Raw genomic sequence first — 20,632 nt, forward strand, 5'->3', positions numbered from 1 at the left:
ATTGTGCCCAAGCCGAGCCGGGAGCCCAAGCGAATCAGCAGTGACGCTCCGACGAGGCGACATCCACCAGCAGCCCTTCGGCGATACGCGCCTCGGTCTCCTCGTCGACCAGCAACCCCACCAGGTGCAAGGCAAATGCCATGGCAGTCGCCGGCCCCTGGCTGGTCACCATGCGACGGTCCTCGACCACGCAGCGCTGGCTGAGATGGCCACCGGCATCGGCGAGCGGTGCCTGGAAAGCGGGATAACCGGTCACGTCATGCCCACGCACCAGATCGTGCGCAGCCAGTACGACCCCGGGGGCAGCACAGATCGCAGCAATCCAGCGCTGGGCCTCGCGCTGCTGGATCAGACGCTGCTTGAGCGTTTCGCTATCGCGCAGTCGGGACGCCCCGGGCATGCCACCAGGCAAGACGATGGCATCGAATTCCCGGGACTCTTCAATGGCGTCCAGCGTGACATCCGCCGTCAACAACGTGCCGCGCGCCAAGGTGACGTCCACCTCGCGCATGACCGAGGCCACCAGGACGTCGACCTCGGCACGACGCAACACATCAATCACGGTGACCGTTTCGATATCCTCGCTGCCGTCGGCGACGGGCAAAAGTACCTTGGCCATATCACCCCCAAGTATGCAATGGCTAACCCCTCAAAGCGTAGTCAAGAGTGTCACTGGCGTATGCATGGCGGCACGCTCATTCCGGCATATCGCTACGATACAGCCGCTGGATGCTGGAGAAATCCAGCCGACCGTTGCCTTGGGCCGCATGCAGCGCAAACAGGTTGCGTGCCTCCGACCCCATAGGGACTGCAGCCTTTGAATCCAGCGCCAGGTCCCAGGCCAGGCCGAGGTCCTTCATCATCAGATCGACCAGGAAACCGCCCTGGTAATCCTTGGAGGCCGGCGCGTTCTCCATTACTCCCGGCCACGGATTGTAAACATTTAATGCCCAGTTACCGCCGGAGCTCTGTTTCATGATCTCTGACAGCGTGGCCGGGTCGAGCCCGTTCCTGACGCCCAGCGCCAGGGCTTCCGCCGTACCGCTCATCAGGATGCCCAGCAGCATGTTGTTGCATATCTTGGCGACCTGTCCGGCCCCGGCCTCTCCGGCAAGAAAGATGTTCTTGCCCATGGCCTCGAGCACCGGACGCGCTTGCTGAAAGGCAGCCTCAGGCCCACCGACAATGAAGGTCAATGTGCCGGCCTTGGCGCCGCCGACGCCACCGGAAACCGGCGCATCGAGAAACTCAATGCCGCGCTGCCGTGCCGCCTCGGCAACAATCCGGGCGTCCTCGGGCGCGATGGTGGATGCATCGATAATCAAGGGCTGGCCGTCGATCTGGTCAAGCAGCCCTGCCTGCCCTTCCCGACCAAGATAGAGCCCACGAACGTGAACTCCGGCCGGTAGCATCGATACGATGACCTCGGCGCCATGGACAGCCTCCATGGCCGAACTCGCCGACCGCGCGCCCTCGGACTCGAGTTGACGCATGGAGGATTCGACGAGATCGAACACGGTCACATCATGCCCGGCCTTGACCAGGTTGATCGCCATGGGGGAGCCCATGTTCCCCAGGCCGATGAAAGCGATATGCATGTGAGCAGCTCCTTGTTGTTGTTGAATGACTGCGTTCAAAGGTCACGCAGCGGATGCGACTGTGCAGGCCACAACGGGGTAAAGAATGCGTCGATGTCCTCGTCGGGCACACTGGCCACGTCGGCATGACGCCAGCGCGGCGACTTGTCCTTGTCGATCAGCAAAGCGCGCACGCCTTCGGCGAGATCCCCTTGCCGACAACATTGGACCGACAGGTTGAGTTCTTCACGAAACGCCTGCGCCAGGCTGCCATGCCGGTGCCGTTCCAGCATGCGCCAGGCAAGGTGCGCAGTGAGCGGGCATCCCGCCGCCAGGCGTTGACGATTGGCTGCCAGCCACTCGTCGGCCCGGTTGTCGCCGACGATGCGTTTGACGGCCTCGGTGGCGCTGGCAGCGTCGACCAGTGACTGAATGGCATCGAGGTGCAGCATCACCTGCCCCTGCGGGGCCCGCGCACGCTCCTCGTAGTCGTGCAGCACCATTCGCACGGTGGCCTCGGGTGCGTCGAACGAGGCCCTGGCCAACGCCTTCATGACCTCATTGCGGTATTCATGGGGAATCAACCGATCGGCCAGACCCAGGTCGATGGCGTCGCGGGCGTTGAGCTGAGCCCCGGTCAAGGCCAGATAGGGACCGACTCCGGTAGGCATGCGATTGAGAAACCAACTGGCACCGATATCCGGATACAAGCCAATAGTGATCTCGGGCATGGCGATGCGCGTGGTTTCGGTCGCGACCCGGTGGCCGCCACCAGCCATCAGGCCCAGGCCGCCACCCATGACGATACCGTTGCCCCAGATGATCAGCGGCTTGGGATAAGTGTGCAGGGTATAATCCAGGCGATACTCGGCAGTGAAATAACGCGCGGGGAAGTCGTCATCGCCCGACGCACCGGTGATCGCACGGTAGAGCCCGACGACATCCCCACCGGCACAGAATGCCTTGTCACCGGCACCCTCTAGCCACACGACAACGATCTCGGGATCCGCGGCCCAGTCGGCCAGCTTGTCGCTCAGCAGGTCGATCATTTCCAACGACAAGGCATTGAGTGACCTGGGAGCATTCAACGTGGCCACGCCGATGCGCCGTTCATCATTGGTGGCAAGCGTCTCAAACTTGATGGGCAATTCGGCCATGCTCAGCGCCCCCTGTCGACCGGCGTCCATTGCGGTTCGCGCTTCTCAAGGAAGGCATTGACGCCCTCGCGCTGGTTGGGATCATCGAACAGATCGACGAACAGCTCGCGCTCGAGACGGAAACCGTCCGACATGCCCCGCTCCCGGCCGCTCATGATCAGTGTCTTGCAGTGCTCGAGGGCCGCCGGACTCTGGCGGGCAACCCCCTCGGCCAAGGCCATGGCACGCTCCAGCGCCTTGCCGGTATCGACGACCTCCTCGACAAGCCCGATGCGCTCGGCCGTGTCGGCATCAACCTGCTCTCCGCACAGGATCATGCGCTTGGCCCAGCCCTCGCCCACCAGGCGAGTAAGATGCTGGGTACCGCAACCGCACGGCAACAGGCCGACTCGCGCCTCGGGTAAGGCCAGCCTGGCCTGACGTTCGACAATACGCACATCGCAGGCCAGCGCGCATTCCAGGCCACCACCCATGGCATAGCCATTGATCGCCGCAATACTAACGCCCCGATAGTTGGCCAGGCGCTCGAAGGCATGGCCAAAACGCACCGCCATGGTAGCTGCCATGCCCTTGTCGCCATCGGCAAACGTCTTGAGGTCTGCGCCTGCCGAGAAGAACTTGTCCCCGTCGCCGGTAATCACGAGGGCCGTGATGTCGGCATCCGCTTCCAACGCTTCGACCAGGGCTTCCAGTTCAATCAGCGAATCGTGTGTCCAGGTATTGGCAGGCGGATTGCTGATCGTCACGAGGGCGATATGCCTGTCCTTCTCCAGCTTCAGGGTGCGGCTCATCGTTTGACTCCTTGCCTTCGGGTACCATTGACTCGTTATTGTTGCAGGGCTTCGACCACGCCATCGTCGAACAGGCGACGCGAGGCGATCAGGCGCATGATCTCGTTGGTGCCCTCCAGAATCTGGTGAACGCGTGTGTCGCGAACCAGACGCTCAAGGGGGTACTCCTTGATGTAGCCATATCCCCCGTACAGTTGCAGCGCCTCGTTGCAGACATGGAAACCGATATCGGTCGCCAGCCGCTTGGCCATGGCGCAATGCGCCGGCGCCTGGGGATCGTTCCGGTCGAGACGCCACGCAGCATGACGCACCATCAACCGTGCACTGACCAACTCCGTGGCCATATCGGCAAACTTGAACTGCAATGCCTGGAACGAGGCCAGCGTCTTGCCGAATTGCTTACGTTCGTGAAGATAGTCGCGCGCCAGTTCCAGCGCATGTTGCGCTGCACCCAGCGAGCAACTGGCAATATTGAGGCGGCCACCGTCGAGCCCCTTCATGGCGAGCTTGAACCCTTCGCCCTCTTCACCCAGGCGATGTCCGGCCGGAACACGGACATCATCGAAGCTGACCAGCCGCGTAGGCTGGCTTTTCCAGCCCATCTTGTCCTCGTTCTTGCCATACTCGATACCGGCGCTGTCGGCCGGCACGAGGAAAGTCGATATGCCACCGGCCCCGGAGTCCGGTGCACCGGTACGCGCCATCACCACCAGCACATCGGTGGACCCGGCACCGGAAATGAACATCTTGCTACCGGTAATGACGTAGTCGTCACCATCACGAACGGCACGGGTACGCAGGCTGGCGGCATCCGAACCGGCACCCGGCTCGGTCAGGCAATAGGAGGCCAGGCGCTCACCACTGATCAGCGAGGGCAGCCAGGCATCGCGCAGCGCTTCGCTTCCCCAACGGGCGATCATCCAACTGGCCATGTTATGGATGGTGAGATAGGCCGTGGTCGACACGCAGCCCTGTGCGAGCTGTTCGAAGATCAGCGAAGCATCCAGGCGCGACAAGCCCAGGCCGCCGTGCGCTTCATCGAGGTAGATTGCCAGGAATCCCGCCTCCCCGGCCCGCTTGATGACGTCGACGGGAAAATGCGACGTCGCATCCCATCCAGCCGCATGAGGGGCCAGCTCGGCCCGGGCGAAATCGGCTGCGGCCTGCTGTAGTGCGCGCTGATCGTCACTGAGAGCGAAATCCATCACTGCGTCCTCACGATATGCCTGACGTGACGGTCGGCATCCATCGTGCCAACCCATCGTTCAACCTAGCATTTGCTCGGCTGCAAGGAAGCTATCGCTTGGTCTACTTTACGTTAACGTAAACCTGATCTAGCCTAGGCACACGGGACGCTGAACGCCTGGTTCCATGCGTCCAGGACAGTGAGGAAAGCACCATGCCAGACGCCCCCCAGCCCGTCGCCGAAGCTCCCCAGGAGGGCGCACGCTCGCGACGGACCTACACGATCGGCGAGCTCGCCAAGCTCTTCGAAGTCACTCCGCGAACGATCCGATTCTATGAACAGGAAGGACTGCTGGAACCAGAGCGTCGTGGCCAGACACGCATCTACCATGACAAGGACCGCGTGCGGCTCAAGCTGACGCTACGCGGCAAGCGCCTGGGGTTTTCGCTGGCGGAAATACGTGAAGTCATCCAGCTTTACGACCATGCGCCCGATGGGGACGAACGCCAGTTGCGCCGCATGCTCGATATCCTGGCCGACAAGCGCGCCGCCATGCAGCAGCAACTGGAAGATATCCGCATTCTTCAGCACGAACTGGATGACGTCGAGTCCCGCTGCCAAGCCTCCCTGCAGGCCCTGACCCGCCAACGCGCCAAGGGCTGATGGCAATACCAACGGCAACGCTTTCACAACAACAAGCAGGATGTTCCATGATACGCCACGCCACAACGACAACGGCTCCGCTGCACCGTCTCGACAGCTATGTCAGCGGCATCAGTGAATTGCCTCTCAAGGGGCAGACCATTGGTGACTGCTTCGACGCCACGGTCGCCAACCATGCCGACCGCGACGCTCTGATCAGCCGGCACCAGAATCAGCGCTACACCTGGCGCCAATTGCAGGAAGTGGTCGACCGCACCGCGCGCGCCCTGCTCGCCATTGGCGTGACCAAGGGGGAGCGCGTCGGCATCTGGTCACCCAACTGTGCGGAATGGACCATTACCCAGTTTGCCACCGCCAAGATCGGCGCCGTGCTGGTCAATATCAATCCAAGTTACCGCACGCATGAACTCGAATACGCCCTTCGTCAATCGGGCACCTCAACATTAGTGCTTCAGGGCGCCTTCAAGAGTTCCAATTACGTCGACATGCTTGCCGAACTGGTGCCGGAAATCGACTCTGCCACACCGGAAAGCCTGGCCAGCGCACGGTTGCCGGCGCTCCAGCGCGTCATCTGCCTGGATGCCGAACGCGCCCGTCCGGCCATGCTGACCTGGAGGAGCCTGCAAGCCCATGCCGAGGCTATCGATGCCGCCCAGCTGGCCGAGTTGCAAGCCACCCTGCAGTTCGATGAGCCCATCAACATCCAGTACACCTCGGGCACGACTGGCGCCCCCAAAGGGGCGACGCTGTCCCATCACAACATTCTCAATAATGGTTTCTTCGTCGCCGAACGCATCGGCCTGACCTGCGAGGATCGCATGGTGATCCCGGTGCCGCTCTACCACTGCTTCGGCATGGTGATGGGCAACCTGGGTTGCATGACCCATGGCGCCGCGATGATCTATCCGGGCGACGGTTTCGATGCCTTGGCGACGTTACGTGCCGTCAGCGAGGAACGTGCCACGGCGCTGTACGGCGTTCCCACCATGTTTATCGCCGAACTGGAACATCCCGATTTCGAGCAGTTCGACCTTGGCTCGCTGCGTACCGGGATCATGGCGGGCTCGATCTGCCCCATCGAAGTGATGCGCCAGGTCATCGACAAGATGCACATGCGCGAGGTCAGTATCTGCTACGGCATGACAGAGACCAGCCCGGTCAGCCTGCAGACGCAGACCGACGCGCCCCTGGACAAGCGGGTAACGACGGTAGGCACCATCCATCCGCATACCGAGGTCAAGCTGGTCGACCCGAGCTCCGGCGCGGTCGTGCCGCGTGGCGAGAAAGGCGAGCTGTGTACTCGCGGCTACAGCGTGATGCTCGGTTACTGGAACAATCCCGAAGCCACCGACAAGGCCATCGACAGTGGCGGCTGGATGCATACCGGCGACCTGGCCACCATGGATGAGGAAGGCTATGTAGCCATTGTCGGACGCATCAAGGATATGATCATCCGCGGCGGCGAGAACATCTACCCGCGCGAGATCGAGGACTTTCTCTACACCCATCCCGCCATTTCCGACGTGCAGGTCATTGGCGTGCCCGACGAGAAGTACGGCGAGGAGGTCATGGCCTGGGTCAAGCTGGTCGAGGGCGAAAGCCTGGATGAGGAAGGCCTGCGTGCGTTCTGCCAGGGCCAGATCGCTCATTACAAGGTGCCGCGTTACGTGAAGTTCGTCGACGCCTTTCCGATGACCGTGACCGGCAAGATCCAGAAATACAAGATGCGCGAGGAAGCGACCCACGAGTTGGGCCTGTAAACTCGCGATGAGGCGCAGCTGTGTCAGGCATGACAGTCTGGCACAGCCACGTGACAATCAATCCAGCATCGCCTCGATTACTCGCTGGATGCGTCCAATGCCCGCCGCAATCACCGCCTCGATATCGGCCAGGTTGACTTCACCCTCGGCCACACCGGCGGCAGGATTGACCACCAGCGCCAGGCAGGCGTAATCGATCGCCAACTCGCGAGCCAGTGAGGCTTCGGGCATGCCGGTCATCCCCACCATGCGGCAACCATCCATGGCCATACGGGCAATCTCCGCCGCCGTTTCCAGGCGAGGCCCTTGGGTACAACCATAGACACCACCATCTTCCAGCGCTTCACTGGCTTTCTTACCCGCATTGAGCAGTTCGGCCCGCAACGACGCCGTGTAAGGCCAGGAAAAATCGATATGCTTGAGCGGCTTGAAACGCCCATCGAAATAGGTGCATTCGCGCCCGACCGTGTAATCGATCACTTGATCGGGCACCACCAGTCGCCCCGGGGCGAGCGACGGATCAATGCCACCCACGACATTGACCCCGACGGCGCGCGTCGCGCCGGCCTGTTTCAATGCCCACAGGTTGGCGCGGTAATTGATGCGGTGTGGCGGCAGCTTGTGCGGATGGCCATGGCGAGCCAGGAACAGGATGTCACGGCCATGAAGCGTGCCATGCACCACACCGGCCGATGCCGCGCCTAGCGGCGTTTCCGCCGAGTGCCGCTTGATCACGTCCAGCCCAGCCATGGTCGTCAGCCCAGTCCCGCCGATGATTGCCAGCATGCCCTCTCACTTCCATCGCGACAAAGAAAGACTCAGCCCGCGATCACATGCCCTTGGGGGCAAAAATCCCGGGCGCATTGCGCCAGTAACCCTTGTAGTCCATGCCGAAGCCAAACACGTAGCGATCCTCGACTTCGAGACTGCAGTAATCCGCCTTGAGATCGGGGCTGGCCTTGCGATCGTGACGCTTGTCGACCAGCACTGCAGTCGAGATGCTGGCAGCCCCCGCTTCCTTACAATAGTCGAGGATGGCTGACAGCGTCGCGCCTTCATCGAGGATATCGTCGACGATGACCACGTGGCGCCCTGCCATGGGGACTTCCGGCGAGACACGCCAGAACAGCTCACCGCCTCGGGTGGCCCCGCGATAACGGGTGGCATGCAGGTAATCGACTTCCAGGGGAAAGCCAAGGCGTGTCAGCAGGTGACCGGTGGTAATCAGGCCACCGTTCATTACGCAATAGAATACCGGCAGCTTGTCACCGAGGTTTTCGGTGATCTGTTCGGCCATGCGATCCAGGGCGCGCTCGACCTCGGCCTGGGAGATCAGGCAGTCGGCGTTTTCCATGATCTCACGCATGGTGGCTAGCGATTCGTGATAGGCAGGGTCAAGCTTGGGCATTGGAATCCTGATACTTTCAATGTCTGTCGGATCACATGCCGCCACGCCGGGCTGTTGGCGCGACGACCGATACGTTGAGTTGTGCGGTGATGAGTGAAGTGCAGCCCGGCTGCCGTTATACAGTACCCGCCAGCGCCTCCAGCCGGGCATGGATACGCCGCCAGCGACTGAGCGCCGGCAAGGTGTCGAGTCCCGGCCTTGCCCGACCGTAACGCAGCTTGGCCTGGCGTTTCGACGCCCGTCCCTGGCAGGACTCGACAACAGCCAGCGCAGCCTCGCGATCGTTGCATACCAGCACCATGTCGCACCCGGCATTCAGCGCCGCCTGGGCTCGGGCGTCAGGCCCGCCGGCGACATGCGCGCCCGCCATGGACAGGTCGTCCGAGAAGATGGCGCCCTTGAAGCCCAGCTCTTCACGCAGCATGCCGAGCCAACTGGGCGAAAAGCCTGCCGGGCGTTCATCGAACGCCTTGTAAATGACATGTGCCGGCATGATGCCATCAAGACGGCTGGCCAACTGGGCGAACGGTACCAGATCGTGCGCACGCAACGTCTGCAGAGGACGCTCGTCGACGGGTAGTTCATGGTGCGAATCGGCCATGACCCCGCCATGGCCCGGGAAATGCTTGCCGACGGCGACCATGCCTGCCTCGTGCAAGCCATCGATGAAGGCCCCCGCCAGGGCGGTGACGGCCTGGGGGTCACTGGCAAAGCTGCGATCGCCGATCACCTTGGACTGACCGACGTCGACATCCAGTACCGGCGCGAAGGTCAGATCCAGCCCACAGGCGGCCATTTCCATTCCCAACAGCCATCCCGCATCGTGACATAGCTGCAGGCAGTCCTGAGGCGCTTCGCCATAGGCACTGCCCAGCTTGCCCATCGACGGCAGACGGGTTACCCCATCCTTCAAGCGCTGGACACGCCCCCCTTCCTGATCGATCCCCAGCAACAGGTCCGGCCGGATTCGGCGAATCGAAGCACACAGCTCACTTACCTGACCGGCATCGACGATATTGCGGGCAAACAGAATCACCCCACCGACTTCCGGACGCGCCAGTAACTTGCGCTCCGCACGGGTCAGTGCAGTACCTTCGAGATCCAGCATTACCGGTCCGAGCGGTTGGGTCATGATCGGGTTCCTTGGCCTTGAAGGGGGCCGATTCTAGACCAATGGACGAGGGGACGACAGACGGAATTCATGAATTCGTCTCCCGCGAGCCCTCATGCAACTCTCGGGAGCGCCGCTCCAGCATTGCAATCAACTATAGTTCATCACCCGTCAGCGCTCTGCCCCGCGAGGTCAGGAAACCGTTTTTGCCGGTTCCGGCAAGGGCGCGTTCATGCCGGCAACGACCACGGGCCTCAAGCGACGGATGAGATCACGCACACTGACATGCTCGCCGTAATCCTTCTCGGCAATGTCACGCAACGCATCGAGTCCCGACAGGGTAAAGATGACAGTGCCGAGCATGAAATGCAGACGCCAGAAACGCTCGGCATCCGGCAGGTCCGGTGTGGCCCGGCGTACAAGCTCGGCAAAGCGAGTGAACACACTGCCATAATGCGCCTGGATGAAACGGCGCAAATGCCCCTGCGCCTGGGTATAGGCCAGCCCCAAAAGGCGCATGAAGACCTTGAGGCTGTTACGCTCGGCCGGCACCTCGAGTACCGTGCGTGCCATGCTCTCGAGCAGCACTTCCAGGGGAATGGGACGATCGACGTACTCGCTCTCGAGCTCGTCCAGTGCCGTGTGGAAACGCTCGGTAAAGGGATCGAGATAACGTGCAAAGACAGCCTGGATCAACGCCTTCTTTGAACCGAAGTGATAGTTGACCGCAGCCAGGTTGACCTTGGCCTTGCTGGTAATATTGCGGAGGGACGTTTCCGCGAACCCGCGTTCAGCAAACAGCACCTCCGCAGTATCGAGAATACGCGTCACGGTATCGGTCTGGGCCATGCAGTGCCTCTGATTATAAACGGCTGTTTAAAACATAGCTGAAATATTACGCAAGTTGCGCGGACACGACAAACAGTTCGATTCAAACGCAAGCGAGCCTGCGGCTGCGTTTGCATGAAACCGATTACTGGATACAATGCCAGGCTGTATACTTGAACAACGCCACGACTGTTTTTCCTATCGAGCGCAACCGCGGAGGCACCATGACTCGTCCCCTCACCCCGCGCCAGCAGAATGTCTATGACTTCATCGTCAAGACCATGAACGAGCTGGGCTACCCTCCGACCCGCGCCGAGATTGCCCGCGCCCTGGGCTTCCGCTCCCCCAATGCCGCCGAGGAGCATCTTCGTGCGTTGAGCAAGAAAGGCGTGATTCGCATGATTCCCGGTACCTCGCGCGGAATTCGCCTGCCCTCGCAGGAACTCGAAGAGACCACTGGCACAAGCGCTGGCGAACCCCACAATGGGCTGCCCATCATCGGCGAGGTCGCTGCCGGTAGCCCTATCCTGGCCGCAGCGCATATCGACCGATACTGCCCCCTGGCGCCGGACTATTTCACACCTCGTGCCGACTATCTGCTGCGGGTTCGCGGGTTGTCGATGCGCGACATCGGGATTCTGGAAGGCGACTTGCTCGCGGTACATCGCACCAATCGAGTCCGTGACGGCCAGATCGTGGTGGCACGACTTGACGATGAAGTCACGGTGAAGCGTTTCCGGCGCGATGGGCATACTGTCTGGCTACTCCCCGAAAACGAGGAGTTCACACCCATCGAGATTGACCTTCGCCAGCAGGAACTCGAGATCGAAGGCGTCGGGGTCGGCGTCATTCGAGGCGGCAACGGGCAATCCCTGCACTAAGTCAGCGAGCCGCATGCGCAAGATCCTGCATGCCGATTGCGACTGCTTCTACGCAGCCGTGGAAATGCGTGACGATCCACGGCTGCGCGACGTTCCACTCGCCATCGGTGGCAGCGCCGAGCGGCGGGGCGTGGTTGCCACCTGCAATTACCCGGCGCGCCGTTATGGCATACGCTCCGCCATGCCCACGGCCCATGCACTACGTCTCTGCCCCGGACTCACGGTTCTCCCCCCCGACTTTCCCCGTTATCGCGCCGTCTCGGAGCAGATCCAGGCGATATTCCATGAATTGACGCCGCTGGTCGAGCCGCTATCTCTCGACGAGGCCTTTCTCGATGTCAGCGGCGTGACACGTTTCAAGGGTAGCGCGACATGGATGGCCCGCTGGATCAAGCAGGAAGCCATCAGACGTACGGGAATCACCGTCTCGGTGGGCGTGGCACCCAGCAAGTTTCTCGCCAAGATCGCCAGCGACTGGGACAAGCCGGATGGGCTGCATGTCATTACGCCCGAGGAGGTCGACACCTTCGTTGCCTCGCTGCCAGTCAACAGGCTGCATGGCGTCGGGCCGGCCAATGCCGCCAAGCTCGAGGCCATGAATATCAGGACCTGCACGGACCTGCGGCAATGGCCACTCGACAAGCTGCTGGAGCGGTTCGGCAAGTTCGGCCATCGCCTCTACGGCTTGGCCCGAGGTATCGACGAACGCCCGGTCAAGGTCGAACGCGAGCGCAAGTCGGTCAGCGCCGAGAACACTTTCCATCAGGACCTACCCGACCTGGACGCCTGTCGCGCCGCCCTTCCGGCACTCATCGCAAGGCTCGACGAGCGCCTCGACCGTCATGGTCGCCCTCGTGTCAGAGGGCTGTTCGTCAAGGTCCGTTTCAACGACTTCACGTTGACGACACTCGAATATGCCGGTTGGCAACCGGACCCTGCACGGTTTCTGCTGCTGCTCGAAGAGGCCTGGGCCCGGGGCGCACGCCCGGTGCGCCTGCTCGGAGTCGGAGTGCGCCTGGCCACGCCAGACAGTACGCGACAACTGGAGCTGTTCGGCGAGTCGAACTGACCCGCTCGCCGAGGTTACTTGGTGTCGATATAACGGTGGCTATCGAAGGTCAGCACCCAATGCGGATGATAGACCAGCAAGAGACTCAGCAGCATGCCGGTAATGAAGGCTTCCGACGGCATGAGTAGTGGCAGGAAGAGCGCGTAGTCATGAACCAGGCGTAGCACCTCGGGGTTCGTCGCGCCGAGCAGGACCAGGCCCACGGCGCACAGGCCGCTGGCCAGCGTGGCCAGTGCGGCTCCGAAGAAGCCGCAGACGAAAAGATACACGAACAGATTGTCAGGTAGGCGTCGATCCACCAGCCGCCAGATCCCCACCGTGACCAGGGCCGGCACCACACCGGTAACCAGAAGATTGACCCCGAGGAGTGGCCAGGCCACCTTGCCCAGCACGATCATCGCCACGTTCACCAGGCCATTGGCCAGCAGGGCCAATGGCGCGGTAAAGACCAGCGTCAACAAGACGGTCAGCATCAGGTGCAAGCTCAGCCAGTCGACGGCTTGGGCGCGAAGCTGCCAGAGCAAGGCGACGCACAGCGTGGCGCCGAGCAAGCGATGCTGCAGGGGATGGTCCGTTTCCAGCCGTCGCCAGGGGAACAACCACCAGGCTCGCCCCACGATACCCAGACTAAGCGCAGCGCAGGCGATCAACACCCATGACTCGAGCACCACGGAAGCAAAGGACATAGCGATACTCGCTTGGCATCCGGTACGGCACAGCTTGGCATAGGTCCGGTCAGGCGAACACTACCGTCTTGTTGCCATGGATCAGGACCCGATCCTGGAGATGCCAACGCAGTCCTCGCGCCAGCACGGCCTTTTCAACGTCGCGGCCGAAACGCACCAGATCGTCCGGGGTATGGCAATGGGAGACGCGATGGATATCCTGCTCGATGATCGGCCCGGCATCGAGTTCCTCGGTCACATAGTGACAAGTGGCCCCGATCAGCTTGACGCCCCGCTCGTAGGCCTGGTGATAAGGCCTCGCCCCAGCGAACGATGGCAAGAAACTGTGATGAATGTTGATGATCCGCCCAGCATAACGCTCGCATAGTCGCGGCGGCAGGATCTGCATGTAGCGTGCCAACACCACGCAATCTGCTTCAGCCTCGTCGACGAGACGCTCCACCTCGGCAAAGTCCGTTTCCTTGTCGTCCACCCTGACCGGCACGTGCTGAAAGGGAATACCATGCCAATCCGCAAGTGGCTTGAGATCCTCGTGGTTGGAAACGATCAGGGGAATCTCGCAATCCAACTCCCCTGCCTTCCAGCGATACAAAAGATCCACCAGGCAATGCGACGCCTTGGAAACCATCAGCACGACACGCTTGCGACGCGATGCATCATGCAGCGCCCAATCCATCTCGAAGCGCTGGGCAATGGGCCGGAATGCCTGCCTCAGTACCTCTGCACGCGACGCATCGGTATCCATTTGAATTTCATAACGCATGAAGAAACGTCCGGTGGCCAGGTCCGAGTGTTGGTTGGCCTCAGTGATGGACCCGCCCTGACTGGCAATGAAGCCGGACACCTGGGCCACGATACCTAGGCGATCGGGACAGGAAACGACCAGACGAAAAAGATGCGACATGTTGATCCGCTCGGACTTTGTAGAGGATGAAAACACAAGCGTGCTGCACCAGCACAGGCCGGCTATTGTAGCGAATTCAGAGACTTTCGGTAACGCGCATTGTGACGATTGCCTACGATCACGTATATTGAGCGATTACATGTCCATACCCTGCCGATGATGTCACAACCACGCGTACAGCTTCGTCCACGCCGCCGCCCGCCGTTGCACTTCCTGCCACTGGGAGGGTGTGGCGAGATTGGCATGAATCTGACTCTATACGGCTACGACAGGGACTGGCTCGTCGTGGACTGCGGCATGATGATTCGCCAGGACCTGCCTGACAGCCCTCTGCAGGTCCCCAACATCGAAGAACTGCCACGGTTGGGCATCACGCCGCGGGCAGTGGTGATCACGCACGGTCACGAAGACCACATTGGCGCCCTGGCCTGGCTGTGGCCCCAGTGGCAATGCGATATCTACGCCACGCCTCTCGCTGCCGGGCTGTTACGCGCCAAGTTCGACGAGCGCGGCCTGGCCACGGATAGTATCCGCATCGTCGAGCCTGGCGAGGCCATGGAGTGTGGCGCCTTCTTGATACGCTACCTGCCGTTGACTCACTCGATTCCGGAAAGCTGTGCCTTGCTGTTGAACACCCCTGCGCATCGCGTGCTGCACACCGGGGACTGGAAGCTCGATCCCGAGCCACTGATCGGCGCGCCAGTCGATGAAGAGCTGTTCCGATCGCTTGCGCCGATCGACCTGGTGGTGGGTGATTCGACCAATGCTCCCCTGCCGGGCAAGTCGCGCAGCGAAGGCGAAGTGGCCCGCGCACTGCTGCGCACCCTGAGCGACTGTCGCGGGCGAGTCGTCGTCACCTGCTTCGCCAGTAACCTGGCCCGCGTGCTTGCCCTGGGCAAGGCGGCCATGCAGTGCGGCCGTCGCGTCAGCCTGATGGGGCGCTCCATGGAGCGCATGGTGCGGATTGCCAGAGGCCTTGGCTACCTGGATGACTTTCCTCCCCTGGTACCCGTCAGCGATCTTGGCTACCTTCCGGCCGATGAGGTACTGGTGATCGCGACCGGCAGCCAGGGCGAACCGAGAGCGGCACTTTCCCGACTCGCTCAGGGGCGCCATGCCGATTTCGAATTACAGGCTGGCGATACGGTGATATTTTCCGCCAAGGCCATCCCGGGCAACGAGCGGCATATCGAACGGCTTCACCATGCACTACGTCAGCGGGACGTGCGCATCCTGGAAGAAACGCACCACCCGGAACTGCACGCGTCGGGTCATCCTGCACAGGACGAACTGAACCGCTTCTACGACTGGATCAGGCCGCGCTATCTGCTACCCGTTCATGGTGAACAACGCCACCAGCTTGCCCACCGGGAACTGGCAGAGGCACGTGGAATAACCGCCCCGCTGTCACCGTCCAATGGCGAGCTTATCCGCTTCGATGAAACGGGGCTTTGTGTCGAAGCCCGGTATGTCCAGAGACCTCGCATCGTCAGTCAAGATAGTGTCCGTGCATTGGAGGGCCTGGCTGCACCCAAGGGGGAACACCGCGAACGTCATGGCGATCTGTTCCTGTGGCTCGCCGTCACGCCAGCAGAAACGGGATGGGCACGCATCGGACGCCTTATCGTTGATTCCAGGGCCAGTTCAGCGCTGGACGAAACCAGTCTTTCCGATTGGCTGGACGATACGCTTTCCCAGGTAACCGCGGAGACCCTGGCGCAATTGCGTGTCCAGTTACAGCCTAGATTGATGCAGTGGCTTTCTGACCATCTTCGCCATTTACCGGCAGTGCACCTGCAATTGTCTGCCGCCGAAGTCGACTCCCTTCCCTGACTTGTAGTCCGGGGAATGCCACAAAGAAAAACGGCGCCTGGCGCCGTTTCCCTGCGGGACGATAACTGTCGCTTCATGTCTCCCGAATCACGCTTGCTTTAACCCAGCCGGGACGCACATCGCGAAGCTAGGCTTCCTTTTTCTTGGGTGGGCGACCACGACGGCGTTTGGGCTGCTCGCCGACAAGATCGTCAAGGGACAGGCCGGCATCGTTGATCGCTTCTCGAATTTCTGCCAGCTTGCGTGCCTTGTCGCTTTCCTCAGCCTGGCGCCGACTCTCCTCTTCCTGCTTCTGCTCGATAACTTCGCTAATGACCTCGGACAATTTATGCAGCTGTTCCATACTCAGCTGGCGGGCAGCCGCACGAGCGACATTCTTGTTTCGGGCAATTCTTTCCAAAGACTCGGTAGACATGATCTCCTCCGTACTGAAGGTCTAGTTATCTTTTTATCGCCTGTTTATCGTAAAAGTATATGCTCGAAGGGTTAGTTGGCAAGTCGCGACAAAAAATAACCCGCTACGGGTAGCGGGCTGGAAAGACTAAGTTTTTATAGCTCGAGAGAGCGATAACTCTCGCCTGATAATTTACCGCTCATCCGCCCGTCATATTCATGAATCTTACGACTTGGACATCGCCGTCCGTCGTAAAATGGTGTTTTTCCGGCTTGAGTCCCATGGCCCCGATGATGCGCGACTTGAGCGCCTCGATATCTCCGGGGTAGCGGCGCAGAACCTCCCTGAGATCCACGGAATGCTCGTTGCCCAGACACAGCAATAGCCGACCTTCAACCGTGACCCTCACACGATTGCAGGTCGAGCAGAAATTGTGACTGTGCGGAGAGATGAACCCAACGCGGGTTTCACTGTCCGGCATGCGGAAATAGCGTGACGGCCCCAGCGTGGTTTCAGTGGTGGGCAGCAGTTGGTACCGGGACTCGATGACCGATTGCACGTCATCACTCGAGCAATAGGTCTCGTCGCGAGAGTGGTCGGAAACGTCACCCAGCGGCATTTCCTCAATGAAACTGATATCCACCCCCTCGTGGCGGGCAAAGTCCACCAGCGGCAGAATTTCGTCGTCATTCCTGCCCTTGAGAATGACTGCATTCAGCTTGATACGCTCGAAGCCCGCCTCCTTTGCAGCGTGAATACCCTCGATGACCTTGTGCAGCTTTCCCGTGCGGGTCAGTTTCCTGAAACGCGCCTCATCGAGGGAGTCGATGCTGATATTGAGGCGCTGCAATCCTCCCTGACGGAGCCGACGGGCATGCTTGCCGAGTCCGGCACCGTTGGTGGTCATCGCGAAGTCCCTGAGCCCTTCCAGGCGACCGATATCATCCACCAGATCCTCGATGCCACGCCTGACCAGAGGCTCGCCGCCGGTCAGGCGAATCTTCTCGACCCCAAGTTCGGTAAAGGCCCTCGCGACCAGCGCCAGTTCTTCCAACGTCAGCACCTGCTCACGGGGCAGGAATGTCATGTCTTCGCTCATGCAGTAGACACAGCGAAAATCACAACGATCGGTGACCGAAATCCTCACATAGCGCACGACACGCTGAAAATTGTCGACCAGTTGCGTCATGTCGCCTCCCAGCGTTTTGCATCCTCGATATCCGTATCGCGTTCAGCCACCCAGTATTGGCCACTGACGGTATGTTCCTTTTTCCAGAACGGAGCGCGTGTCTTGAGATAGTCCATGATGAAATCGCAGGCCTCGAAGGCATGCCGTCGGTGGGCACTGGCCACGGCGACCATGACAATCGGATCGCCGGGTTCGAGCCGCCCAACGCGGTGGATCAGCCGCACGCCCTGCAGGCTCCAGCGCCCTTCGGCCTCGCTCACGATATCCTGCAATGCACGCTCGGTCATGCCCGGGTAATGCTCCAGCGTCAGGGCATGGACATCGGGCTTTTCGTTGAAGTCGCGTACCAGTCCCGTGAAACACACCACGGCACCGATATCGGTGCGCTCCTGTGTCAGCGCCTGCTGCTCGGTACCGACATCGAATGGCGCTGTCTGGACACTGATCATGCTTATCCTCCGGTTACCGGCGGAAAGAAGGCCACTTCGTCGCCGTCGGTCAGCGACATGTCATCGGCACTCATTACCTGATTCACTGCACATAGCACGCGTCGTTCGCCCAGCAGTGAAAAGCGTTCGTCATATGCCTCAAGCGCCTGCTTGAGCCCGGCGACAGTAGGCGATGTCAGGGACTCGAAAGGAATATCGACATCGCTGATGCCCAGGCGTTCACGCAGTTCCGCCAGAAACTTGACCTGAATGCATGGCTGTTCGTTGCGAGGCGCAATGCTGATATGCCCTTCTGGTGATTCTCCGGTGATCATGGGCATCTCATGATGCGTAGCGGCGCCAACGGGGGGCTCCATGGGCGAGGCTGCCGCTTGCGTCGACTCGAGATCAGTGACCCTACCACGCCGGTAGTCACCCGACTTGCCCCCCGTCTTGGCGAGCAGGCAGATCCCATCGATACGCATGTCCTTGTCGACGGCCTTGCACATGTCGTACAGCGTCAGACAGGCAACCGATACGGCGGTGAGCGCTTCCATCTCCACACCGGTTCGCCCCGTCAGACGGCAGGTCGCCGTAACATCGACACAGGCATTGGGCGTGTCGAGTTCGAAGCCGACTTCCACCTTGCTGAGGGCCAGGGCGTGACACAGCGGAATCAGCTCGTGGGTTCTCTTGGCAGCCTGGATGGCGGCGATGCGTGCCGTCGCCAATACGTCGCCCTTGGGCAGGCCACCTTCGGCAAGCAATGCCAAGGTGTCAGGGCGCATATGGATCCGACCGCAAGCAGTTGCCTCGCGGCGAGTTTCGGCCTTGTCGCCGACATCGACCATGTGGGCTTCGCCACGCGAATTGAGATGGGTCAGGCTCATGTCAGCTCTCGAATGGTTGAATCGTTACGGTCTCGCCCGGCGCAACCGCGCTCCTGGACGGGTCAATTTCGATCAGGCAATTGGCAGCCACCATGGATGTCAGCATGCCCGAGCCCTGCTGTCCGGTGCTGCGTACATGCAAGCGGCCCCGGTCGTCGCCGACGTAGATACCGCGCAGATAATCCGTGCGTCCCTCTCGGCTGGACAATGCCTCATCGGCGATGGCCTTGAGGCGCAGTTGTCGCCAGTTCGTCTCTCCCTGCAAGGCACGCAGCCATGGCTGGACAAATTGAAGAAAGGCCACCATGGCGGCAACCGGGTTGCCTGGCAGTCCAAAGAAAGGCACGGTGCGCTCGCCCAGCAAGCCGAACGCCAGGGGCTTGCCGGGCCGCATGGCAATACGCCAGAAGCATAACCGCCCACTGCTACGGAGCGCATGCCGAACCCAGTCCGCCTGCCCCACCGACACACCACCACTGGTCAGCACCATATCGGCTTCGCCAGCAGCCAAGGCCAGCGCCTGCTCGACACTCCCCGGCTCGTCGGCCAGTATTCCCAGATCCTGCACCTCGCAACCCAGTGTGGCCAGAAGCCCCAGCAATGAGAAACGGTTGGCGTCGTAAATGCCATCCCGGGGCAAGGGCTGGCCTGGCGCCGTGACTTCGTTACCAGTGGAGAAGAGCGCGACTTTCGGCCGTCGATGCACCTCAGCGTCTGTATGTCCCAGTGAGGCCAGCAAGCCGAGGTGTTGCGACTTGAGACGCGTCCCGGCCTGTATCGCCGTTGCGCCCTGGGCGATGTCTTCCCCCGCATGGCGGACGTTCTGCCCTCGCCTTACCGCCTGGGGACGTGGGATCGCGACCCAGGGGCTCCCGCCATCACCGCCAAACTCGAGCTGTTCCTGCATGATGACCGTGTCCGTCCCGGCAGGCAGTGGCGCCCCAGTCGTGATACGCACGGCGTGACCGTCGGCGACCAGGCCATCGTGACGGCAGCCGGCCAGGGACTCACCAACGATGTCGAAGCGCGACCGCTCAGGCCCAGACCAGGCCAGGGCAACGCCATCCAGCGCGGCATTAGTGTTCTGCGGCACGTCGATCGGCGATCGAATATCGGTTGCCAACACACGCCCCAGCAACGAGGCCAAGGGCAGGCGTTCGCTAGCCATGGGAGAAGGAAACAGCTTGCGCAGTGCCGCGGCCGCTTCATCGACACCGAGCAGACGCTCATCATGATCGAAGCAGGAAGCATCCATTAACCGACCTCCCCGCGAGGCTGCCGGGATTGTTGCCAGCGTGCCGGCCAGGCAGCCACATGATCGACCAGCGAGGCAATGTCATTGAGTTCCAGCGCTACCACACCGCTCGGCAATGCCACCGGCTGGTCGCTGGCGACAGCATGTATCCAAGGATCGTCATGGGCCAATAATGGCTTGCCCAGCACCGGTCGATGCAGTTCGAGCTTGGGTAGAGGCCACTGCTTGAAGCCTTCGATAAGCACCAGTTCGGGGCGTTGCGGGCGAACCTGATCGATGAGCATGGGCAACTGCGGCTCCTGCTCGCCAGGGGTTTCCATCATCAGTGCAAAACGTTCCCTGGATGCCACCAGAATCGGACTGGCGCCGGCTTCGCGCAGCCGGTAGCTGTCCTTGCCCGGCTGATCGATGTCAAAGCTGTGGTGTGCATGCTTGATCACCGCGACGCGCAGGCCTCGCTGTGCCAGCTCAGGCAACAGTCTTGCGAGCAGGGTCGTCTTCCCCGTTCCGCTCCAGGCGGCAATGCCCAGTAGCGGTAACGATTCGTTGGCAAGGTCGAGTGTCATGGGGGCCTGGTGCTGGTTCGCGGAAACGTCGTTATATGTCATGTAGCGTAACGTGA

Annotated in this window: 22 protein-coding genes; 5 read left to right on the plus strand and 17 right to left on the minus strand. The window is 61.2% G+C overall.

What is annotated here, in order from left to right:
• Positions 1-34: 34 nt before the first annotated feature.
• The 5 genes from BM194_RS05925 to BM194_RS05945 form a co-directional block, all read right to left on the minus strand.
• Positions 35-619: a DJ-1 family glyoxalase III gene (locus tag BM194_RS05925; RefSeq protein ID WP_092844713.1), complete on the minus strand. Its 585-nt coding sequence runs from the start codon at positions 617-619 to the stop codon at positions 35-37.
• Between the two features lie 76 nt (positions 620-695).
• A complete protein-coding gene (mmsB, locus tag BM194_RS05930; RefSeq protein WP_092844715.1) occupies positions 696-1,598 on the minus strand; it encodes a 3-hydroxyisobutyrate dehydrogenase in 903 nt (300 codons plus the stop codon).
• Positions 1,599-1,633: 35 nt separating this feature from the next.
• On the minus strand, positions 1,634-2,734 hold the full coding sequence (locus tag BM194_RS05935) for an enoyl-CoA hydratase/isomerase family protein (RefSeq protein ID WP_092844978.1): 1,101 nt from the start codon (positions 2,732-2,734) through the stop codon (positions 1,634-1,636).
• A gap of 2 nt (positions 2,735-2,736) precedes the next feature.
• Complete coding sequence (locus BM194_RS05940; protein WP_092844717.1) at positions 2,737-3,525, minus strand: enoyl-CoA hydratase; 789 nt, start codon at positions 3,523-3,525, stop codon at positions 2,737-2,739.
• A gap of 35 nt (positions 3,526-3,560) precedes the next feature.
• Positions 3,561-4,730 carry an acyl-CoA dehydrogenase family protein gene (locus BM194_RS05945; RefSeq protein ID WP_092844719.1) on the minus strand — a complete coding sequence of 390 codons (1,170 nt, stop codon included), beginning with the start codon at positions 4,728-4,730 and terminating at the stop codon, positions 3,561-3,563.
• 194 nt (positions 4,731-4,924) lie between these two features.
• Between BM194_RS05945 and BM194_RS05950 the strand changes: the two genes are divergently transcribed.
• Complete coding sequence (locus BM194_RS05950; protein ID WP_092844721.1) at positions 4,925-5,374, plus strand: MerR family transcriptional regulator; 450 nt, start codon at positions 4,925-4,927, stop codon at positions 5,372-5,374.
• A gap of 47 nt (positions 5,375-5,421) precedes the next feature.
• Positions 5,422-7,134, plus strand: a complete 1,713-nt coding sequence (locus BM194_RS05955) for an AMP-binding protein (RefSeq protein ID WP_092844723.1) — start codon at positions 5,422-5,424, stop codon at positions 7,132-7,134.
• A 57-nt stretch (positions 7,135-7,191) separates the two neighbouring features.
• On the opposite strand, the gene BM194_RS05960 is transcribed toward BM194_RS05955, so the two are convergent.
• The 4 genes from BM194_RS05960 to BM194_RS05975 form a co-directional block, all read right to left on the minus strand.
• Positions 7,192-7,920 carry an S-methyl-5'-thioinosine phosphorylase gene (locus BM194_RS05960; RefSeq protein ID WP_092844725.1) on the minus strand — a complete coding sequence of 243 codons (729 nt, stop codon included), beginning with the start codon at positions 7,918-7,920 and terminating at the stop codon, positions 7,192-7,194.
• Positions 7,921-7,963: 43 nt separating this feature from the next.
• A complete protein-coding gene (locus BM194_RS05965; protein ID WP_092844727.1) occupies positions 7,964-8,542 on the minus strand; it encodes a hypoxanthine-guanine phosphoribosyltransferase in 579 nt (192 codons plus the stop codon).
• 115 nt (positions 8,543-8,657) lie between these two features.
• Positions 8,658-9,674 carry a beta-N-acetylhexosaminidase gene (nagZ, locus tag BM194_RS05970; RefSeq protein ID WP_092844729.1) on the minus strand — a complete coding sequence of 339 codons (1,017 nt, stop codon included), beginning with the start codon at positions 9,672-9,674 and terminating at the stop codon, positions 8,658-8,660.
• 171 nt (positions 9,675-9,845) lie between these two features.
• On the minus strand, positions 9,846-10,502 hold the full coding sequence (locus BM194_RS05975) for a TetR/AcrR family transcriptional regulator (RefSeq protein ID WP_092844731.1): 657 nt from the start codon (positions 10,500-10,502) through the stop codon (positions 9,846-9,848).
• A gap of 203 nt (positions 10,503-10,705) precedes the next feature.
• Between BM194_RS05975 and lexA the strand changes: the two genes are divergently transcribed.
• Both lexA and dinB read left to right on the plus strand, forming a co-directional pair.
• Positions 10,706-11,362 carry a transcriptional repressor LexA gene (gene lexA, locus BM194_RS05980; protein ID WP_092844733.1) on the plus strand — a complete coding sequence of 219 codons (657 nt, stop codon included), beginning with the start codon at positions 10,706-10,708 and terminating at the stop codon, positions 11,360-11,362.
• 13 nt (positions 11,363-11,375) lie between these two features.
• A complete protein-coding gene (gene dinB / locus BM194_RS05985) occupies positions 11,376-12,431 on the plus strand; it encodes a DNA polymerase IV (RefSeq protein ID WP_092844735.1) in 1,056 nt (351 codons plus the stop codon).
• 14 nt (positions 12,432-12,445) lie between these two features.
• On the opposite strand, the gene BM194_RS05990 is transcribed toward dinB, so the two are convergent.
• Complete coding sequence (locus BM194_RS05990) at positions 12,446-13,117, minus strand: energy-coupling factor ABC transporter permease (RefSeq protein ID WP_092844737.1); 672 nt, start codon at positions 13,115-13,117, stop codon at positions 12,446-12,448.
• A 49-nt stretch (positions 13,118-13,166) separates the two neighbouring features.
• The gene (gene purU / locus BM194_RS05995; protein ID WP_092844739.1) at positions 13,167-14,021 is read right to left on the minus strand and encodes a formyltetrahydrofolate deformylase; all 855 of its coding nucleotides are present in this window, start codon (positions 14,019-14,021) and stop codon (positions 13,167-13,169) included.
• Positions 14,022-14,264: 243 nt separating this feature from the next.
• Between purU and BM194_RS06000 the strand changes: the two genes are divergently transcribed.
• On the plus strand, positions 14,265-15,854 hold the full coding sequence (locus tag BM194_RS06000; protein WP_092844742.1) for a ribonuclease J: 1,590 nt from the start codon (positions 14,265-14,267) through the stop codon (positions 15,852-15,854).
• Between the two features lie 127 nt (positions 15,855-15,981).
• On the opposite strand, the gene BM194_RS06005 is transcribed toward BM194_RS06000, so the two are convergent.
• The 6 genes from BM194_RS06005 to mobB form a co-directional block, all read right to left on the minus strand.
• Positions 15,982-16,269, minus strand: coding sequence for an H-NS family histone-like protein (locus BM194_RS06005; protein ID WP_092844744.1), 288 nt, complete (start codon positions 16,267-16,269; stop codon positions 15,982-15,984).
• 178 nt (positions 16,270-16,447) lie between these two features.
• On the minus strand, positions 16,448-17,437 hold the full coding sequence (gene moaA / locus BM194_RS06010) for a GTP 3',8-cyclase MoaA (protein WP_092844746.1): 990 nt from the start codon (positions 17,435-17,437) through the stop codon (positions 16,448-16,450).
• Positions 17,434-17,886 (minus strand): molybdopterin synthase catalytic subunit MoaE, encoded by a 453-nt coding sequence (gene moaE / locus BM194_RS06015; protein WP_092844748.1) that lies wholly within the window; start codon positions 17,884-17,886, stop codon positions 17,434-17,436. The genes moaA and moaE overlap by 4 nt, the downstream gene beginning before the upstream one ends.
• A gap of 2 nt (positions 17,887-17,888) precedes the next feature.
• Positions 17,889-18,755 (minus strand): cyclic pyranopterin monophosphate synthase MoaC, encoded by an 867-nt coding sequence (moaC, locus tag BM194_RS06020; protein WP_092844750.1) that lies wholly within the window; start codon positions 18,753-18,755, stop codon positions 17,889-17,891.
• A 1-nt stretch (position 18,756) separates the two neighbouring features.
• Complete coding sequence (gene moeA, locus BM194_RS06025) at positions 18,757-20,010, minus strand: molybdopterin molybdotransferase MoeA (RefSeq protein ID WP_092844752.1); 1,254 nt, start codon at positions 20,008-20,010, stop codon at positions 18,757-18,759.
• The gene (gene mobB / locus BM194_RS06030; RefSeq protein WP_092844980.1) at positions 20,010-20,576 is read right to left on the minus strand and encodes a molybdopterin-guanine dinucleotide biosynthesis protein B; all 567 of its coding nucleotides are present in this window, start codon (positions 20,574-20,576) and stop codon (positions 20,010-20,012) included. The genes moeA and mobB overlap by 1 nt, the downstream gene beginning before the upstream one ends.
• Positions 20,577-20,632 lie beyond the last annotated feature (56 nt).

Source organism: Modicisalibacter xianhensis (assembly GCF_900113605.1).
In the GTDB taxonomy this organism is placed as follows: Bacteria; Pseudomonadota; Gammaproteobacteria; order Pseudomonadales; family Halomonadaceae; genus Modicisalibacter; species Modicisalibacter xianhensis.

What these genes read in the sequence shown, in the direction of transcription:
- BM194_RS05925 (WP_092844713.1), bottom strand. Translation starts at nt 619, where the DNA reads ATGGCCAAGGTACTTTTGCCCGTCGCCGACGGCAGCGAGGATATCGAA.
- mmsB (WP_092844715.1), bottom strand. Translation starts at nt 1,598, where the DNA reads ATGCATATCGCTTTCATCGGCCTGGGGAACATGGGCTCCCCCATGGCG.
- BM194_RS05935 (WP_092844978.1), bottom strand. Translation starts at nt 2,734, where the DNA reads ATGGCCGAATTGCCCATCAAGTTTGAGACGCTTGCCACCAATGATGAA.
- BM194_RS05940 (WP_092844717.1), bottom strand. Translation starts at nt 3,525, where the DNA reads ATGAGCCGCACCCTGAAGCTGGAGAAGGACAGGCATATCGCCCTCGTG.
- BM194_RS05945 (WP_092844719.1), bottom strand. Translation starts at nt 4,730, where the DNA reads ATGGATTTCGCTCTCAGTGACGATCAGCGCGCACTACAGCAGGCCGCA.
- BM194_RS05950 (WP_092844721.1), top strand. Translation starts at nt 4,925, where the DNA reads ATGCCAGACGCCCCCCAGCCCGTCGCCGAAGCTCCCCAGGAGGGCGCA.
- BM194_RS05955 (WP_092844723.1), top strand. Translation starts at nt 5,422, where the DNA reads ATGATACGCCACGCCACAACGACAACGGCTCCGCTGCACCGTCTCGAC.
- BM194_RS05960 (WP_092844725.1), bottom strand. Translation starts at nt 7,920, where the DNA reads ATGCTGGCAATCATCGGCGGGACTGGGCTGACGACCATGGCTGGGCTG.
- BM194_RS05965 (WP_092844727.1), bottom strand. Translation starts at nt 8,542, where the DNA reads ATGCCCAAGCTTGACCCTGCCTATCACGAATCGCTAGCCACCATGCGT.
- nagZ (WP_092844729.1), bottom strand. Translation starts at nt 9,674, where the DNA reads ATGACCCAACCGCTCGGACCGGTAATGCTGGATCTCGAAGGTACTGCA.
- BM194_RS05975 (WP_092844731.1), bottom strand. Translation starts at nt 10,502, where the DNA reads ATGGCCCAGACCGATACCGTGACGCGTATTCTCGATACTGCGGAGGTG.
- lexA (WP_092844733.1), top strand. Translation starts at nt 10,706, where the DNA reads ATGACTCGTCCCCTCACCCCGCGCCAGCAGAATGTCTATGACTTCATC.
- dinB (WP_092844735.1), top strand. Translation starts at nt 11,376, where the DNA reads ATGCGCAAGATCCTGCATGCCGATTGCGACTGCTTCTACGCAGCCGTG.
- BM194_RS05990 (WP_092844737.1), bottom strand. Translation starts at nt 13,117, where the DNA reads ATGTCCTTTGCTTCCGTGGTGCTCGAGTCATGGGTGTTGATCGCCTGC.
- purU (WP_092844739.1), bottom strand. Translation starts at nt 14,021, where the DNA reads ATGTCGCATCTTTTTCGTCTGGTCGTTTCCTGTCCCGATCGCCTAGGT.
- BM194_RS06000 (WP_092844742.1), top strand. Translation starts at nt 14,265, where the DNA reads ATGAATCTGACTCTATACGGCTACGACAGGGACTGGCTCGTCGTGGAC.
- BM194_RS06005 (WP_092844744.1), bottom strand. Translation starts at nt 16,269, where the DNA reads ATGTCTACCGAGTCTTTGGAAAGAATTGCCCGAAACAAGAATGTCGCT.
- moaA (WP_092844746.1), bottom strand. Translation starts at nt 17,437, where the DNA reads ATGACGCAACTGGTCGACAATTTTCAGCGTGTCGTGCGCTATGTGAGG.
- moaE (WP_092844748.1), bottom strand. Translation starts at nt 17,886, where the DNA reads ATGATCAGTGTCCAGACAGCGCCATTCGATGTCGGTACCGAGCAGCAG.
- moaC (WP_092844750.1), bottom strand. Translation starts at nt 18,755, where the DNA reads ATGAGCCTGACCCATCTCAATTCGCGTGGCGAAGCCCACATGGTCGAT.
- moeA (WP_092844752.1), bottom strand. Translation starts at nt 20,010, where the DNA reads ATGGATGCTTCCTGCTTCGATCATGATGAGCGTCTGCTCGGTGTCGAT.
- mobB (WP_092844980.1), bottom strand. Translation starts at nt 20,576, where the DNA reads ATGACACTCGACCTTGCCAACGAATCGTTACCGCTACTGGGCATTGCC.